Raw genomic sequence first — 15,397 nt, 5'->3', positions numbered from 1 at the left:
ATGAGGGCCGGAGATCGGTAGAACCGGACATATCGCACGCCCCGAGCAAAGAGAGAACGAGACGATGACGAACCCACTCTCACAGCCGAACCGCGCCGGGCGGGGGCTACCGACGCCGCCGACAGGGTGGCCGATCGGTTCGTACCCGACCTACGCCGAGGCGCAGCGCGCCGTGGACTACCTGTCGGACCAAGAGTTCTCGGTCGAGGACGTGACGATCGTCGGCGTCGACCTCATGCAGGTCGAGCGCGTCCTGGGGCGCCTGACGTGGGCCAAAGTCATTGGCGGTGGCATCGTTTCGGGTGCCTGGCTGGGCGTGTTCTTCGGTCTGCTGCTCGGCATCTTCACGAACGGGCTGCTCGGGCCTCTGCTGGTCGGCATCGTCGGCGGCATCATCTTCGGCCTGATCTCCACGACCATCCCGTACGCGGCCGCGCGCGGCACGCGTGACTTCTCGTCCACCATGCAGTTGGTGGCCGGCCGCTACGACGTGCTCTGCGATCCCAAGACGGCCGAGTCCGCGCGGGACATGCTGGCCAAGCTAGCGCTCTGATCCGGCTCGGTCGGCTCGTCGGTGCGGCGTCGCCCCGACGTGCCGACGAACACCAGTAGCGGCGCCACGACGGCGCACACCGCGCCGAACCCGAACGCGACGAGGTAGGCGTCGACCCGGGCATACGCGGTGTCGCCGATCGTGAGGGCCGCGAGTAACGTCGCCAGCAAGGCGCTGGCGACCGAACTGCCGGCGGTCCGGGCGATCGAGTTCACGCTGTTCGCGACGCCCGTCTGGTCCCGGTCCACCTCGGCGACCAGGAGGGCCGGCATCGCGGCGTACCCGAGGCTGGTGAACGCCGACGCCACCATCGATCCGCCGATCACCTGCCACGTGGTGTCGTGGGCGACGATGAGGGAGCAGAACCCGACCACGCCCAGCACGCCGGACGCGGCCATGACCGCCCGGGCGCCGAAGCGGTTGATGAGGGCGCCGCTGCAGATCGACACGACGACGCCGATCGTGGCGCCCGGCAGGATGTAGACCAGACCGGCCTGCATCGGGCCGGCGTCGAAGCCGTACCCGGTCGCGGCCCGCGTCGTCTGCACGAAGTAGGTGAGGGCGGTGATGTTGACGAACATCCCGGCCCCGACGAGCAGCCCGGCGAGGTGCGTGCAGACGACGGGCCGGCGGGTGAGCATCTCGGTCGGCACCAGTGGCTGGGCGATGCGGCGTTCGAACGCGAACCAGCCCGCGAGGACGACGATTCCGGCGACCGCGCACCCGATCGTCCGGGGTGACGCCCACCCCCAGCTCCCGCCCTCGGACAGCGGCAACAGGATCAGCACCAGCCCCGCCCCCAGCAACACGGCACCGGTCCAGTCGACCCGGCCCGGTGCGGGATTGGGGCGGGAGGGCACGACCGCGATCACGGCCACGATCGCGATCACGGTGAGCGCGGTCGCGAGCCAGAACGCCCGCCGGTAGTCGGCGCCGGCGGGCACCACCAGACCGGTCAGCACCATGCCGACGCCACCGCCGAAACCCAGCGTGCCGGACAGCAATCCCATCGCCGACGCCAGCCGGCGCGGCGGCAGTTCGTCCCGCAGGATCGCCAGGCCGACAGGGAAGGCGGCGAACGAGACGCCCTGCAGCACCCGCGCGAGGATCAGCAGCGGCAACGACTCGGTGACGGCCGCGAGGACCGACCCCGCGAGCATGATCGTCAACACGCCCAGCAGCACGGTGCGTTTGCGCCGCAGGTCGGCCATACGCCCCGCGACGGGCGTCATGACGGCGGCGGCGAGGAAGCCGGAGGTGATGGTCCACCCGATGGCGGTGGTGCCGATGTCCAGTTGGTGGCCGATGACGGAGGACAGCGGCATCACGATGGTCTGCTGGGTCGATACGACGAGGATGACGAAGCACAGCGTGGCCGTCAGCAGCGATGCCGAGGCCTTTGCGGGACGAGACAAGTGGGCTCCCGGGAATTCTGGTCAGAAGTCGAGCAAAGATGAAGCAAGGAGTGGCGCAAGAAATCGGTCAATTGGTTAGCTCATTAGCTAGTGGGTCCGTGCCGGTAAGTCCAATCGCTCTCCCTGTGGGCGGGAAGGCCGCCGAATCGGCTCGCGCCCATGGGCGTTCGACGCGGTGATCCGGGCCGCTCGGTGCGCGGGGCGGCCCGCAGGACAGCCGCACCCGGCCCTGCCCCGCGCGGGTGTTAGATGAACGTGTGACTGACAGCGTTGACTCCGCCGTGCGCGCCCATCTCGACCGGCACATCGGTGGACCCGATGCCACCGAACCGTCGGTGGCCTCGGTGACGTTCCTCGGCGTCGAGCCCATCGACGTCCTGCGCTACCCGGGGGACGACACCGCCCCGGTCCGGTACGCGACGCTGGGGTGCTCGCGGCACCCGATGGGCGACCCCAGCGAGATGATCGCCGACCCCACGCGGGGCCCGCGCGCCGAACTGGTGCTGAGCCTCACGGGTGGTGCCGGAGTGGCGTCGGGCGTGCACAAGACCCTTGCGGTGCTCGCCGCCGCGCCGTCGGTCGAGGGTGTGGTGCTCCGGCCGGACGGCTTGATCGACCTGGGCGAGCCGCTGTGGAAGGGCGCGCCGTTCACCGCGGTGCTGCTCGGTCCGAGTGGGATCCCCGACCTCGCGCTGCCCGAACCGCTCGATCCCGTGCAGTTCCTCGAGGTGGCGCCGCTGACCGGCACCGAGGCGGCGTGGGTGCGCCTGCGTGGTGCCGCCGCCCTCCGGGAGGCCTGGGCCGAGGCCGGCATCGACGTCCGCGACCCGAACCGCGGGGCGGCGGCGCTCTGACAGGACAACGCTTGCGGACCTGAGACACTGGACCGGTGCGTATCGATCTCCACACCCACTCGACCGCGTCCGACGGCACGGACACGCCCGCCGAACTGGTGCAGGCGGCGGCCGACGCGGGGGTGGACGTGCTCGCGATCACCGACCACGACACCACCGCCGGGTGGGTCGAGGCGGCCGCGGCGCTGCCCGCGGGTCTGCAGTTGGTGCGGGGCATGGAGATGTCGTGCGAGGGACGCGGCGAGGACGGGCGCCCGGTGGCCGTCCACCTGCTGGCCTATCTGTTCGACCCGAGCTCACGCGAGTTCGCCGCGGAGCGTGAGCGATTGCGCGGCGAACGGGTCGCGCGCCTGCGGGCGATGGCGACGCTGATGGCCGAGGACGGGCTGCCGATCGACCCCGACGCGGTGATGGCGGAGGCGGGTCCGGCGGTCGGACGCCCGCACCTGGCGCGGGCGCTCGTCCGGGCGGGCGTCGTGGACAGCGTGGGGGAGGCGTTCACCGACCTCCTGTCGACCCGCAGCCCGTACTACGTCGAGAAGGCGGACACCCCGCTCGAGCGGGCCGTCGAGATGGTTGCCGCCGCCGGCGGGGTCAGCGTCGTCGCGCATGCTCGGGCCCGCGCGCGCGGACGGCTGCTGTCGCTCGACCACATCCGTGAACTCGCGGGCCACGGGCTCGTCGGTCTCGAGGTGGATCATCCCGATCACGACGCGCGCGACGTCGCGCTCCTGCGGTCGCTCGCCGCCGAACTGGACCTGATCACCACCGGGTCGTCGGACTACCACGGTTCGAACAAGACGATCGAACTCGGCCGGCACACCACCGACCCCGAGGCGTTCGAGGCGTTGGTGGCGCGCGCATCCGGCGTGCCCGTGCTGTCTGGGGAGTCGAGCGGCGAGGTCGTGTCCCGCGGAGCCGGCCGGTGAGCCTGGACGGATTCGGCGGCGAGGGGCGTCGACGATCGGACATGTGGGCGGTACGGGCGCTGCGGGGGCTCTCGGGTGTCGTCGCCGGCGGGGTCGTGGTGCTCACCCTCGTCGTCGGGGGCGTCGCGTACCTGGCGTCGGATCGGGACTTCCCGGGGCCGGGCCGCGAATCGGTCGCCGCGCACGTCGTGGCGAGCGTCGTCGTCGTGGCGGCCCAGGTGTTGGCGGACCGCCGCCGCGGGGCGTCGGCGGCACTCGCGTCGGCCGCGGTCTTCGTGGTTACCGGCCTGTTGCTGTGGACGCAGTGGTGGATGTGACCTCCCGCTGACCGGAACCCGGCCTTGGCGTGGGTCACAATCGGGCCGTCGCGCGCATCCTCACAGGTAGATGCCGGTTTCGGTGAGGTCTCGGTCGATCCGGGAGATTTGATTCCTGCCCGTCGATGGTGCAAAATTACGGCACTCTCGCGTGGGTGCTACCGCCCTTCGCAGGAGGTTTGGAAGGTGGCAGAACTTGTGCCAGGGCCCACCCCGCCCGGCGCCATCACGCTCCCGCAGTAGTGCAGCCGATCGCGCGCCCCGGTAGTTGCAACTGATCAATCCTGTGTTCGAAGTGCCGTGTCGTATTTCATCCCCGACGACCCGGTTACTTCTCAGTAACCAGGACCCGAGTGAGTCTGGCCTCAAGAGGAGTGTCATCGTGTCCCCTGTGTCTGAAGCTTCCGTAACGCCAAAGGTCGAAATTACCGACGAGGAGATTTTCGCGGGCCACATCGGTGGCAAGCTCTCGGTCGAGACCACCGCGCCCCTCGATTCCCAGCGTGCGCTCTCGATCGCGTACACGCCCGGCGTCGCGCAGGTCAGCCGCGCGATCCACGCCGACGAGACGCTGGCCGATCGCTACACGTGGACCAACCGTCTGGTGGTCGTCGTGAGCGACGGCTCGGCCGTTCTCGGCCTCGGCGACATCGGCGCCCGCGCGTCGCTGCCGGTCATGGAGGGCAAGTCGGCGCTGTTCAAGAACTTCGCCGGCCTCAACTCCATCCCCCTCGTGCTCGACACGAAGGATCCCGACGAGATCGTCGAGACGCTGGTCCGTCTGCGCCCGAGTTTCGGCGCAGTGAACCTCGAGGACATCTCCGCGCCGCGCTGCTTCGAGATCGAGCGCCGCGTCATCGAGGCACTGGACTGCCCGGTCATGCACGACGACCAGCACGGCACCGCGATCGTCGCGCTCGCCGCGCTGCGTGGCGCCGCCAAGGTGCAGAACCGCGACATCACCGCGTTGCGCGTGGTGATCTCCGGTGCGGGTGCGGCCGGTGTCGCGTGCGCCAACATCCTGCTGGCCGCCGGCATCGCCGACGTCACCGTGCTGGACTCGAAGGGCATCGTCTCGTCCGACCGCACCGATCTCAACGAGATCAAGGCGGACCTGGCGGCGCGCACCAACCCGGCCGGCCGTAGCGGCGGACTCGTCGAGGCACTCGACGGCGCCGACGTGTTCCTGGGCGTCTCCGCGGGCACCGTGCCCGAGGAGATCATCGCGACGATGGCGCCGGAGTCGATCATCTTCGCGATGTCCAACCCGGATCCGGAGATCCACCCCGACATCGCCAGCAAGTACGCGTCGATCGTGGCGACGGGCCGCAGCGACTTCCCGAACCAGATCAACAACGTTCTCGCCTTCCCGGGTGTCTTCAAGGGCGCGCTGGACGCGGGCGCCCGCCGGATCACCGAGGGCATGAAGCTCGCGGCCGCCGAGGCAATCCTGTCCGTGCTCGGCGACGAACTCGCGGCCGACAAGATCGTCCCGAGCCCGCTGGACCCGCGGGTCGCCCCGGCCGTGGCCGCCGCCGTCGCGCAGGCCGCCAAGGACGAGGGCGTCGCCTGACGGCGTGATCGCGTTCGTCAGCGGGGCCCTGTCGCATCGGCGGCGGGGCCCCGCTGCGTGATGTGCGGATACGCCTGCGGGCCCCGGTCGCTGCGGTCAGGATGGTCCGCATGCGTGAGATCACCCTGGACCTCGACGCGGTCCGGTTACGGGCGCTGACCTGGGGGCCGGACACCGGCCGGCTGGCGGTGCTGTTGCACGGCTTCCCGGACACCGCGCACACGTGGCGGTACCTGGGCCCGGCCCTCGCGGACGCGGGCTGGCGGGTGGTCGCCCCGTTCACCCGCGGCTACGCGCCGTCCGCCGTGCCGGCCGACCGCAGCGGTCACGTCGCCGCGCTGATGGACGACGCCGTCGCGATCCACGCCCGTCTGGGCGGGGGCGTGGACGCGGTCCTGATCGGCCACGACTGGGGTGCGGCCACCGCGAACGCGCTTGCCGCGCACGCCGAGAACCCGTTCGTCGCCGTCGCCGCGCTCGCGGTGCCGCCGTTCGCGACGCTGCGCACGCCCGCGGTGCTGCCCGTGCTGCCGCGACAGCTGCGCAACAGTTGGTACATCCTGTTCAACCAACTGCCGGCCCTGCCCGAACGATGGGTGGATCGGATGGTTCCACGATTGTGGGCGGACTGGTCGCCCGGGTACGACGCCGCGGAGGACTTGCCCGCAGTGGCGGCGGCGATGGCCGATCCGGAGCACCGGCGTGCGGTGATCGGCTACTACCGCAACATAGCTTGGCCGTTCCCGCGTCCCCCCGCGCGCTACCGGCGGTGGGTCGGCGCGGAGATGCGGCTCCCGATCACTCCGACGCTCTACCTCCACGGTGATCGCGACGGGTGCCTGGACCCGCGTCTCGCGGCGTTGGCCGCGCCCGGGCTGCCGCCGGGGAGCGAGGCCGACATCGTCGCCGGCGCCGGTCATTTCCTGCAGTTGGAGCAGCCGGACAAGGTCAACGCACGGATTCTGAAGTTCCTCGCGACGCGGTGACCGCGACCGGGCGGCGCAGGCGCCCGGTTCCGGGCACCGAGGCCCACACCGCGGCCGCCAGGATCGCGTCGACGATCAGCGCGAGGACGGCGACCAGGATGGCGCCCACGAGGACGCGATCGTAGCTGTGCAGCGCGAGGCCGTCGAAGATGTAGCGGCCGAGCCCGCCGAGGTTCACGTAGGCCGCCACCGTCGCGGTCGCGATCACCTGCAGTGCCGCGCTGCGCACGCCGCCGAGGATCAGTGGCAGCGCGTTGGGGATCTCGACCCGGCACAACACCTGCAGCGGCGTCATGCCCATCGCCTCCGCGGCGTCGACCACCGAGCGGTCCACGTTCGCGACGCCCGCGTACGTGCCGGCGAGCAGCGGGGGAATCGCGAGCAGGACCAGTGCGAGGACGGGCGGCACCAGGCCCAGGCCGAGCAGCAGGACCAGCAGCGTGAGCACGCCGAGGGTGGGCAGCGAGCGCAGCGCGTTGACGACGCCCACCACCACGATCTGGCCGCGTCGGAAGTGTCCGATCGCGAGCCCGGCGGGCACCGCGACGACGGCCGCGCAGGCGACGGCCAGCAGGCTGTACCAGAGGTGCTGCAGGATCCGGGTGCCGATCCCGGTCGGACCGGGCCAGTTCGCCGGGTCGGTGATGAACTCCCATGCGCTCGTGAACATGTCAGGCGGGGCCCTCCGAGAGTTCCACCGTCGTGCGGCGCGCTCGGCTGCCCGGCCGCTCCCACGGGGTCAGCAGTCGGCCCGCCACGTACAACGCCGCGTCGAATGCCAACGCCAGCGCGACGATCGCGATGATGCCCGCGACGATCTGCTCCGGGTAGTCGCGCTGGTAGCCCTCGGTGAACAGTTCGCCCAGCCCGCCGACACCGATGAGCGCGCCGACCGAGACGAGCGAGATGTTGGTGACCGCCACGACGCGGACGTTCGCGACGAGCACCGGCAGCGCGAGCGGCAGTTCGACCGTGAGCGCGCGGCGCACCGCGGTGAATCCCATTGCGGTCGAGGCGTCGACGACGTCGTCCGGCACCGCGTCGAGGGCTTCCGGGACGGCACGCACGAGCAGGGCGGTCGAGTAGACGGTCAGCGCGATCACGACGTTGGCCGGATCGAGGATGCTCAGTCCGAGCACGCTCGGCACGGTGACGAACAGCGCCAGCGACGGGATCGTGAACGCTATGCTCGCGACGACGACGGTGACGCGACGCAGCCACGGCACCCGGCGCACCGCGGTCCCCAGCGGTACCGCGATCACCAGGCCGAGCAGCAGCGGCAGCAACGCCAACTGCAGGTGTTCGCGGGTCAGGTCGAGCACGCGCGGGAAGTTGTCGATCAGCCAGCGCACGGGTTCACCGCCCGTTCCGGACGCGGTCCTCCGCGCGCCGCTGCCCATCCAGCGCCGCGACCACCTCGCCGGCGTCGATGCCGCCGACCACGACGCCGTCGGCGTCGACCGCGACCCCGATCCCAGAGGGGGACGAGATGGCCGCGTCGAGGGCCTGGCGCAGATCGGTACCCAGTGTGAACAGCGAACCACCGGCGGCCGACGCGTCCGCGGCCGCGCGACCGGCCCGGACCGCGTCGACCCCGGCGGCGTCGATCCACCCGCGGGGGCGGCCGTCGTCGGAGACGATCAACGCCCACTCTCCGGCGCCGAGAACCGTTGCGGCGATCTCGGATTCACGGATGCGCCGGATGTCGTGCAGCGGGAGTCCATCGGCGCTGCGGAACGACAGCCCCCGGTAGCCGCGGTCGAGGCCCACGAAATCCGCGACGAAATCGGTTGCGGGGGAGGTGAGCACGGTCTGCGGGGTGTCGTACTGCTGGAGTCGGCCGTGCGGTCCGAAGACCGCGAGGCGGTCGCCCAGCCGCACCGCCTCGTCGATGTCGTGGGTGACGAACACGACCGTCTTGCGCAGCTCGGACTGCAGGCGCTGCATCTCGGCCTGCAGGTCGGCGCGGACGACCGGGTCGACCGCGCTGAACGGCTCGTCCATCAACAGGATCGGCGGGTCGGCGGCGAGCGCCCGGGCCACGCCCACCCGTTGCTGCTGGCCGCCCGACAACTGCGCCGGGTAGCGGCCCGCCAGCGCGGGGTCGAGCCCCACCCGGTCGAGTACCTCGAGTGCCCGGCGCCGCGCCGCCCGCCGCGACTCGCCGCGCAGCACCGGCACCGTCGCGACGTTGTCGACCACCGTGCGGTGCGGCAGCAGGCCCGCGCTCTGGATGACGTACCCGATGCCGCGCCGCAGTTCCACCGCGTCCACGGTGGCCACGTCCCGCCCGTCCACGCCGACGATGCCCGCGGTGGGCGCCACCATGCGGTTGATCATCCGCATCGACGTGGTCTTACCGCAGCCGGAGGGGCCGACGAAGACCGTGAACGAACCCGCCTCGACCTTCAGGTCCAGGCCGTCGACCGCGACCGTGCCGTCCGGAAAGCGTTTGGTGACACCCGAGAACGTGATCACGAGATCGGAGCGTCCAGGCCCTGCCGCGCCACCCACTGCTGCGCCGCAGCCTGCGGTTCGGTCTTGCTGTCGCCCGACACGGCGTCGTTCAGTGCCACCAGTTCCGCGGTGGTGAGCTTGGCCGAGATCGCGTCCAGTACCCGCGTCAACCGCTCCGTCTTCGCGTTCGCGCGCAGCAGCGGCACCACGTTCTGAGCGGGGAAGTTGTTCGCCGGATCGGCCAGCACCACCAGGTCGTTCGCCGCGATCGCCGGTGAGGTCGTGAAGATGTTGGCGGCGGTCACCTGCCCCGACGTCAGCGCTTTCACCGTGGCCGGGCCGCCGCCGTCGCCGATCGGCACGAAGTTGGCGGCGCTGATGTCCAGGCCGTAGTTCTCCCGCAGTCCGGGCAGGCCCACGGGCCGTTCCTGGAACTCCGCCGGCGCCGCGAACTTCACCTCCGCGGAGTGCGGCGCCAGGTCCGCGATGGACGTCAGATTCCACTTCTCGGCCGTCTCGCGGGTCACCACCACCGCGTCCTTGTCCTCGGCGGGTGCCGGGGTCGTGATCGCGAGATCGGGCGCCAGCGCGGCCGGCAGGGCCGCGTCGATCTCGGTGGCGCTCGTCGCCGTCGACGACGGGTCCAGATACTGCAGCAGATTCCCGGTGTAGTCGGGGATCACCGTCAGCGAACCGTCGCGCAGCGCCGGGACGTACACCTCGCGACTGCCGATGTTCATCTTCGTGTCGACGTCGAAGCCGTTGGCCCGCAGCACCTCGGCGTAGATGTGACCGACCGTCGTGGATTCGGGGAAGTTGGCCGAGCCGACCACGATCGCGTTCGGATCGCTGCCGCCACCCGAGTTTCCGCTGTCGAGCGGGTCGTTGCTCCCGCACGCGGTGAGGGTCGTCAGCGACAGCGCGACGACGGCGACCGCGCCGCGGACCAGACGGTGGCGCAGGCGAATCCGGGAACTCTTCATGTCGTCCTTCCATCGGATCCGGCGTAGCGGCTCCGATGCGGGCAGTCGCTGCGCTGTGACAAGCCGGATCTCTCGACCGCTCGTGATGGTGCGCGACCGTCAGTGTAACGATAGGTACGACGAATGCACGGGGACGAGCGGAGAGGGACACGTGTCACCGAACAGGAACGTACGGGCGGGCAGACTCGCGGCGCTGACGATTGTTCCGATGCTCGCGATCGTCGCCGCGTGCGGTGTCGACACGAGCAGCAGTGTCAGCGGCCCTGCCGCACCCGAACCGGTCGTGGTCGGTGCGTCGGACACCGTCGAGAGCGAACTCGTCGCGCGCCTGTACGCCGGCGCGCTCGAGGCGGGCGGACGCGGCACCGAACTGGTGCTGGGGCTGGGAGACCGCGCCGACCGCGTCGCCGCGCTCGACGCGAACCGGGTGGCGCTGGTGCCGGACTACACCGGACGGTTGCTGCACTGGTTCGACCCGGACGCCGACGTCACCGACGCCGAGGACGTGTTCGAGGCACTCAACAAGTCGCTGCCGGAGGGCCTTACGGTCTCCGACTACGCGCCTGCCGACGACCGGTCCGCACTCGTGCTGTCCGCGGCGCAGGCCGACCGTCTCGGTGCGCGCTCGATCGGCGACATCGCACCCGATTGCGGAGGCATGACGTTGTACGCGTCCGACGCGTTCCGTGAAGACGCGCAGGCACTCTCGCACCTGCAGTCGGTGTACGGGTGCACGTTCGGGGCGGTCGTCCCGGTCGGGTCGACCGCCGACGTGGCTCGCGAACTGATCGTCGGCGCGTCACCGGTCGGCGGCGCCACCGCCGCGTCGCCCGACGTCGCGCAGGACGAACTGGCGGTGCTCGCCGACGACGACGAGGCGTTCACCGCGCAGAACGTGGTGCCCCTCTTCCGGTCCGGCGTCCTGCGCGCCGACGACGTCAAGGCGTTGAGTGTGGTCATGCAGCTCACCACCGCGGATCTGACGGACATGGTGGTCCGGATCCGCGGCGGCGAGACCACGTCGGCCGACGCCGCGGGGGAGTGGCTGGCCGAGCACATCTGACGGCCCCGCGGCGTCGGCCGGTGTCAGGCGTCGACCCGCGCCCGCGCCGCCGCCACGGCGTCGTGCCGACCGAGGGCTTCGTGGGCGTCGCCCTCCATCAGCGCCACCCGGACCGCGAGCCGTGGCGCCTCGGTCACCCGAGGTGCGGCGTCGGCGAGCACCGCGAGGGCCTCCTCGTGACGCTCGGCCGTCAGCAACGCCTGCGCGACGACGATCAGCGCGCTGCCCGATCCGACGACGTCGTCGGCCGCGGCGTAGGCATCCGAGGCGGCGAGTCCGGTCCGCACGGCCTCGTCGAATCGGCCCAGCTGGGACAGAGCCCGAGCCGTGGAGTCCTCGATGTCCGCGCGGGTCCACGGGTCGGCGTGTTCGGCCGCGGCCCGCAGGTCCTGGAGCCCGTCCGCGTCGCCGAACTGGCAGCGGGCCCGCCCGCGCGCGTGCAGCAGGTCGGCGAGTGCGTCGGGCTGATCGGCGAGACGCCGCGCGTCCTCGACCGCCGCGTCGAGGACCTCGACGGCGTCCTCGTCGTCGAACTGCATCATCAGGAGCCCGAGTTCCTTGCCGACCCGCGCGGCCACCGCGTAGTCCTCGCCCGCGCGGGCCAGTTCGTGGCCCTCGATCCACGCCGCGACCGCCGCCCCCGGCTCGCCCGCGTCGCGCCGCGCGTACCCCAGCCACAGCAGGGTCAGGGCGCGGGATCCGGCCTCTTCGCCCCGGGCCTCCTCGGTCTCGGCCACCGTGGTGAGCTCGTCCACGGCCTCGTCCGGGTGCCCGGCGCGCACGAGTGTGACGCCGAGCCGGTAACGGTGACCGACGGTTTCGGCGCCGGCGAGATCCGACTCCCGCGCCGCCAGCCGCAGTCGGCCGACGGCCTCGTCCAGCCGGCCGAGGTCGTCGCAGATCTGCGCGCTCAGGGCGGCGAGCGGGGCCGTCACGGACCGTGCCGCGTGCGCGACCGACAGGTCGAGCGCGCCGTCGACGGCGGTCAGCGCCTCCTCGAGCAGGCCGGCGCCCGCCAGCAACTGGGCGAGCAACCGCAACAGCACCGCGCGGCGGCCGGGCGCGGTCGTCGCGGCCAGTTCGGCCTCGACCCAGGCCTGCGCCGCTTCCCGGCCCTCGGTGTCCAGGATCGTGTCGACCCGCTCCTCTGCCGGGCGCGAGCCCGCCACGTCGTCCACGAAGCCTGCGGCCGAGATCGGGTCGACGGCGGCCGGTGGCGGCGCCGGCACGGCGTGTGCGGTGCCGATCGGCAGATCCCAGCGCCGATCGACCAGAGTTCTTGCGGCGGAGACATTCTCGCTTCGGTACCCGGTTCCGTTGCGCTCGTCGAAGCGGGCGGCGAGCTCGTCGGCGGCACGCCAACAGGCCTGTGCCAGTTCGGTGACCGTCCACGGGCCGGCGTGCGGGCCCAGGAACCGGTGTAGCGCCGCGGCGTCGGCCCCGCGGACGTGCTCGTGACCGAGCCCGGCCCGCTCGGCCGCCGTGCACGTCACCGCGAAGGCGGTGAGCGCGTCGAGGTGCGCGGTCGCGTTGAGGGTGTCGTGCGCCAGCCAGCCGATGTGTCGCTCGAGCATCTCGAGGGCACGCTGACCGTTTCCGGTGACCGACAGGAAGTTCAGGTGCAGAGCGATCATGTCGATGTTGGCGGCGTTGCGGCGCGCGAGCCGGTAGCCCCGCACGTGCATCCGCTCGGCATCCTCGAGGCGGCCGACCTCGAGCAGTGGCACCAACGTGTAGGCCATCGCCCGCTCCGGTTCCTCGGCGCACCCCAGGTCCTGATCGAGCATCTCCTGGACGAGGGCCAGCCCTGCCTCCAGGTCCCCGGTGGCGAACCGGAATCGGGCCTCCTCGGACCGTACGCACGCCTCGCAGTGGCTGTACTCGTCGCGCGGGGTCCGGCCCAGTTCCTCGAGGTGGCCGGCGGCCTCCTCGGTCCGACCCGCCTCGAACGCCTGCCAGAACCGGGTCTGCACCACCCCGGACAGGCCGACGCCGGCCTGCCGGTAGGCGGTCTCCATCTGCTCGATCGACTCGTCGATCGTCGCGCGCGGGAACATCGGGTTCGAGGCCAGCGCGTCGGCGATCCACTTGTGGAACCACAACAGGTCGTGGTCGTCGACCTGGGTGGGGAACGTGGTCGGGTCGGCGGCATTCCGTCCGACGCACCACGCGAAGGTGGTGAGGACGGTTTCGGTGTCTCCCGTCATGGAGGCGGACTGGATCAGGCGCATCCGCACGGCGTAGGCGGCGGCCTCGTCGCCGGTCTCCTCGGCGAGCGTGATCGCCCGCTCGATCAGTTCGCGTTCGGCCGGTCCGTACGGCGTCGTGTCGATCTCGCTGATCAATGCGTCGACGGTGGTCTCATTCGGCATGGTCGTCCTTGTCGGGAGTGGAAGGGGTGTGCGGTACGGGATCGGTGGTGACGGCCGTGTCGAGGCCGACGGACAGATGAACGATGTCGGTCATGGCGTCGGTCAGGGCGGCGCGGTCGGCCGCCCGCAGCGGCCGGTGCCCGGCGAGCAGTGCCTGGACGTAGAGGATCCGCACGGCCCGCGACAACACTGCCTCGTCGTCGACCGTTGCGAGAGTGCGCACCAACCGGTTCCGCCAGTTCAGGGCCAGCCGGCCCGCGGTGTCCGCGCCGGCGGCCGCCGCGGCCTCGTCCACCCGGCCGAGGACGTCGGCCCAGAATCCGCCCGCCTCGCTCGCCTGCTCGCGCCGCAGGCTGCGGAGCACGGCCTCGTCCGCGACGTACAGGGCGGGGACGGTGTCCGGCTCGAAGGACCGCACCGCCGTGGCGCAGTCGAGATCCGCCAGGGCGGCGTCGGCACGCTCCTGCAGCCGACGCGAGGCCGCCCGCTCGGCCAGCGGCGGCACGTCCAGGTGGTCGATCTCGTCGGCAACGGTGACGATCTCGACCTCGGCGCCGGGCACGAACTCCGGCAACCGGGCCGCGATCTCCGCGTCGTAGACGTAGCCGCCGTTGACGATCGGGGCGCCGGGGCGGGAGATGCCGGCGAGCTGCCGGAACTCGTCGACCGTCCGGGTGTACCGCACGATGCCGCGGCGGGCCGCCTCGCCGAAGGTCGTCGGGCCCTCGGTGGTCTCGATCGGCAGGTGGGGGACGATGAACCGGGCCAGTTCGTCGTCGTGGACGACGAGCGCCCGCAAGGCGAGGTGGTGCACGGACAGGAACGCGGCCAGCCGGTGCGGCGCCTCCGCGGCCAGGCCGATGACCCAGCGGCGAACCGCCGCCCCCAGTTCGTCGCGGGTCGACTCGAGCGCACCGTCTTCGATCAGGGACTCGCGGGAGGCGGTCGGGTGCAGCCCGGTCGTGTCCACCACAGCACGGACGAAGAACGCCCAGTCCGGCAGGAGGTCGTCCATGCGCTCGGACAGCAGCATCCCGCCCAGGTAGACCCGGCTCGACTGCCGCTGACCGGGGGAGAGCTGGAACGGCAGCACGAAGGCGGTGCCGCGGGTGCCGGTCGACGGCACGTGCAGCGGAATCGTGTCGAAGGGTTCGGCGCCGACGATCTCCCGGCCCAGCTCGCGCAGCTCGGGCGACGGGACCACAGTGCGCTCGAGGAACGGCGCCGGGCGGGTCACCGTCTCGCCGCCCACGGTCACCCGCACAGGCAGGTGCCGGCCGAACCGGTCGGCCAGCTCGCGCGCCCCGGCGGGCGAGACGAGTCCGGCGGCATCGTGACGAGGGAACAGTTCGACCCGGGTTCCGGTCGGCAGGTCGTCGGCGAGCTCGGTCACCGTGAACGTTCCGTCGGTCCGTCCGATCCATTCGACGGCGGGCGCACCGGTGGCCGACCGGGACCGGACCCGGATCTCGTCGCTCACCATGAAGCAGCTGAGCAGACCGATCCCGAACTGGCCGAGCCGGTCGGTGCGGGGCAGATCGAGGATGTCACGTTTGGAACTGCGGCCCACCGTCGCGAGCAACTCGCCGACCTCGGCCGCGGTCAGACCGACCCCGTCGTCCTCGACCGCGAACGCGGACCCGGCACCGTCGGCGGGCAGCACCCGGATGGTGCCGACGTGGCCGGGTTCGCGCTCGCGACGGGCCGCGATCGCGTCGCACCCGTTCTGCAGGAGCTCACGGATGAAAACCTGCGGCCCGGTGTAGATGCTCGCGCTGAGCAACTCGATGATCCCGCCGAGGTGTACCTGGAATGGACGGCTGTTGCCGTCGGCTGTTGTCGTCATCGAGGGCAGAGCCTAGCGAGCGAATACGACATTTCGGCCGGGCCCAGCT

Annotated in this window: 14 protein-coding genes; 7 read left to right on the top strand and 7 right to left on the bottom strand. The window is 71.6% G+C overall.

Features of this window, described 5'->3' with window-relative positions:
• The first annotated feature begins 64 nt into the window (after positions 1-64).
• A complete protein-coding gene (locus tag EGT67_RS04360) occupies positions 65-553 on the top strand; it encodes a YflT domain-containing protein (protein ID WP_127914843.1) in 489 nt (162 codons plus the stop codon).
• On the opposite strand, the gene EGT67_RS04355 is transcribed toward EGT67_RS04360, so the two are convergent.
• Positions 484-1,968, bottom strand: coding sequence for an MFS transporter (locus EGT67_RS04355; RefSeq protein WP_127914842.1), 1,485 nt, complete (start codon positions 1,966-1,968; stop codon positions 484-486). The two genes, EGT67_RS04360 and EGT67_RS04355, sit on opposite strands and share 70 nt — an antisense overlap.
• A gap of 257 nt (positions 1,969-2,225) precedes the next feature.
• Here EGT67_RS04355 and EGT67_RS04350 point away from each other — a divergent pair, with 257 nt between their 5' ends.
• The 5 genes from EGT67_RS04350 (at position 2,226) to EGT67_RS04330 (ending at position 6,627) form a co-directional block, all read left to right on the top strand.
• Positions 2,226-2,822 (top strand): suppressor of fused domain protein, encoded by a 597-nt coding sequence (locus EGT67_RS04350; protein ID WP_127914841.1) that lies wholly within the window; start codon positions 2,226-2,228, stop codon positions 2,820-2,822.
• Positions 2,823-2,857: 35 nt separating this feature from the next.
• Entirely contained in the window at positions 2,858-3,751 is an 894-nt protein-coding gene (locus EGT67_RS04345; protein ID WP_127914840.1) for a PHP domain-containing protein, read from the top strand.
• On the top strand, positions 3,748-4,068 hold the full coding sequence (locus EGT67_RS04340) for a hypothetical protein (RefSeq protein WP_241565889.1): 321 nt from the start codon (positions 3,748-3,750) through the stop codon (positions 4,066-4,068). Before EGT67_RS04345 ends, EGT67_RS04340 begins: the two co-directional genes overlap by 4 nt.
• 382 nt (positions 4,069-4,450) lie before the next feature.
• On the top strand, positions 4,451-5,641 hold the full coding sequence (locus tag EGT67_RS04335; protein ID WP_127914839.1) for an NAD(P)-dependent malic enzyme: 1,191 nt from the start codon (positions 4,451-4,453) through the stop codon (positions 5,639-5,641).
• A gap of 110 nt (positions 5,642-5,751) precedes the next feature.
• The gene (locus tag EGT67_RS04330) at positions 5,752-6,627 is read left to right on the top strand and encodes an alpha/beta fold hydrolase (RefSeq protein WP_127914838.1); all 876 of its coding nucleotides are present in this window, start codon (positions 5,752-5,754) and stop codon (positions 6,625-6,627) included.
• Here EGT67_RS04330 and EGT67_RS04325 read toward each other — a convergent pair.
• Genes EGT67_RS04325 through EGT67_RS04310 form a run of 4 tightly spaced genes read right to left on the bottom strand, consistent with a single transcriptional unit; the run spans position 6,590 to position 10,067 of the window.
• Positions 6,590-7,297, bottom strand: a complete 708-nt coding sequence (locus EGT67_RS04325; RefSeq protein ID WP_127914837.1) for an ABC transporter permease — start codon at positions 7,295-7,297, stop codon at positions 6,590-6,592. The two genes, EGT67_RS04330 and EGT67_RS04325, sit on opposite strands and share 38 nt — an antisense overlap.
• Position 7,298: 1 nt before the next feature.
• A complete protein-coding gene (locus EGT67_RS04320; protein WP_127914836.1) occupies positions 7,299-7,979 on the bottom strand; it encodes an ABC transporter permease in 681 nt (226 codons plus the stop codon).
• 4 nt (positions 7,980-7,983) lie between these two features.
• Positions 7,984-9,105, bottom strand: coding sequence for an ABC transporter ATP-binding protein (locus EGT67_RS04315; RefSeq protein WP_127914835.1), 1,122 nt, complete (start codon positions 9,103-9,105; stop codon positions 7,984-7,986).
• Positions 9,102-10,067 carry an ABC transporter substrate-binding protein gene (locus EGT67_RS04310; RefSeq protein WP_127914834.1) on the bottom strand — a complete coding sequence of 322 codons (966 nt, stop codon included), beginning with the start codon at positions 10,065-10,067 and terminating at the stop codon, positions 9,102-9,104. The genes EGT67_RS04315 and EGT67_RS04310 overlap by 4 nt, the downstream gene beginning before the upstream one ends.
• Before the next feature lie 208 nt (positions 10,068-10,275).
• Here EGT67_RS04310 and EGT67_RS04305 point away from each other — a divergent pair, with 208 nt between their 5' ends.
• Positions 10,276-11,130 carry an ABC transporter substrate-binding protein gene (locus EGT67_RS04305; RefSeq protein WP_241565888.1) on the top strand — a complete coding sequence of 285 codons (855 nt, stop codon included), beginning with the start codon at positions 10,276-10,278 and terminating at the stop codon, positions 11,128-11,130.
• A 23-nt stretch (positions 11,131-11,153) separates the two neighbouring features.
• On the opposite strand, the gene EGT67_RS04300 is transcribed toward EGT67_RS04305, so the two are convergent.
• Both EGT67_RS04300 and EGT67_RS04295 read right to left on the bottom strand, forming a co-directional pair.
• Positions 11,154-13,502 carry a hypothetical protein gene (locus EGT67_RS04300; RefSeq protein ID WP_127914833.1) on the bottom strand — a complete coding sequence of 783 codons (2,349 nt, stop codon included), beginning with the start codon at positions 13,500-13,502 and terminating at the stop codon, positions 11,154-11,156.
• Positions 13,492-15,348, bottom strand: a complete 1,857-nt coding sequence (locus tag EGT67_RS04295) for an HSP90 family protein (protein ID WP_127914832.1) — start codon at positions 15,346-15,348, stop codon at positions 13,492-13,494. The genes EGT67_RS04300 and EGT67_RS04295 overlap by 11 nt, the downstream gene beginning before the upstream one ends.
• Between the last annotated feature and the right edge of the window lie 49 nt (positions 15,349-15,397).

This window comes from Prescottella agglutinans (genome assembly GCF_004011865.1).
Lineage (GTDB): Bacteria > Actinomycetota > Actinomycetes > Mycobacteriales > Mycobacteriaceae > Prescottella > Prescottella agglutinans.
This window is presented reverse-complemented; position numbering and strand designations above follow the sequence as displayed.

Coding starts and splice junctions, on each gene's coding strand:
- EGT67_RS04360 (WP_127914843.1), top strand. CDS start 65: ATGACGAACCCACTCTCACAGCCGAACCGCGCCGGGCGGGGGCTACCG.
- EGT67_RS04330 (WP_127914838.1), top strand. CDS start 5,752: ATGCGTGAGATCACCCTGGACCTCGACGCGGTCCGGTTACGGGCGCTG.
- EGT67_RS04325 (WP_127914837.1), bottom strand. CDS start 7,297: ATGTTCACGAGCGCATGGGAGTTCATCACCGACCCGGCGAACTGGCCC.
- EGT67_RS04310 (WP_127914834.1), bottom strand. CDS start 10,067: ATGAAGAGTTCCCGGATTCGCCTGCGCCACCGTCTGGTCCGCGGCGCG.
- EGT67_RS04305 (WP_241565888.1), top strand. CDS start 10,276: ATGCTCGCGATCGTCGCCGCGTGCGGTGTCGACACGAGCAGCAGTGTC.
- EGT67_RS04300 (WP_127914833.1), bottom strand. CDS start 13,502: ATGCCGAATGAGACCACCGTCGACGCATTGATCAGCGAGATCGACACG.
- EGT67_RS04295 (WP_127914832.1), bottom strand. CDS start 15,348: ATGACGACAACAGCCGACGGCAACAGCCGTCCATTCCAGGTACACCTC.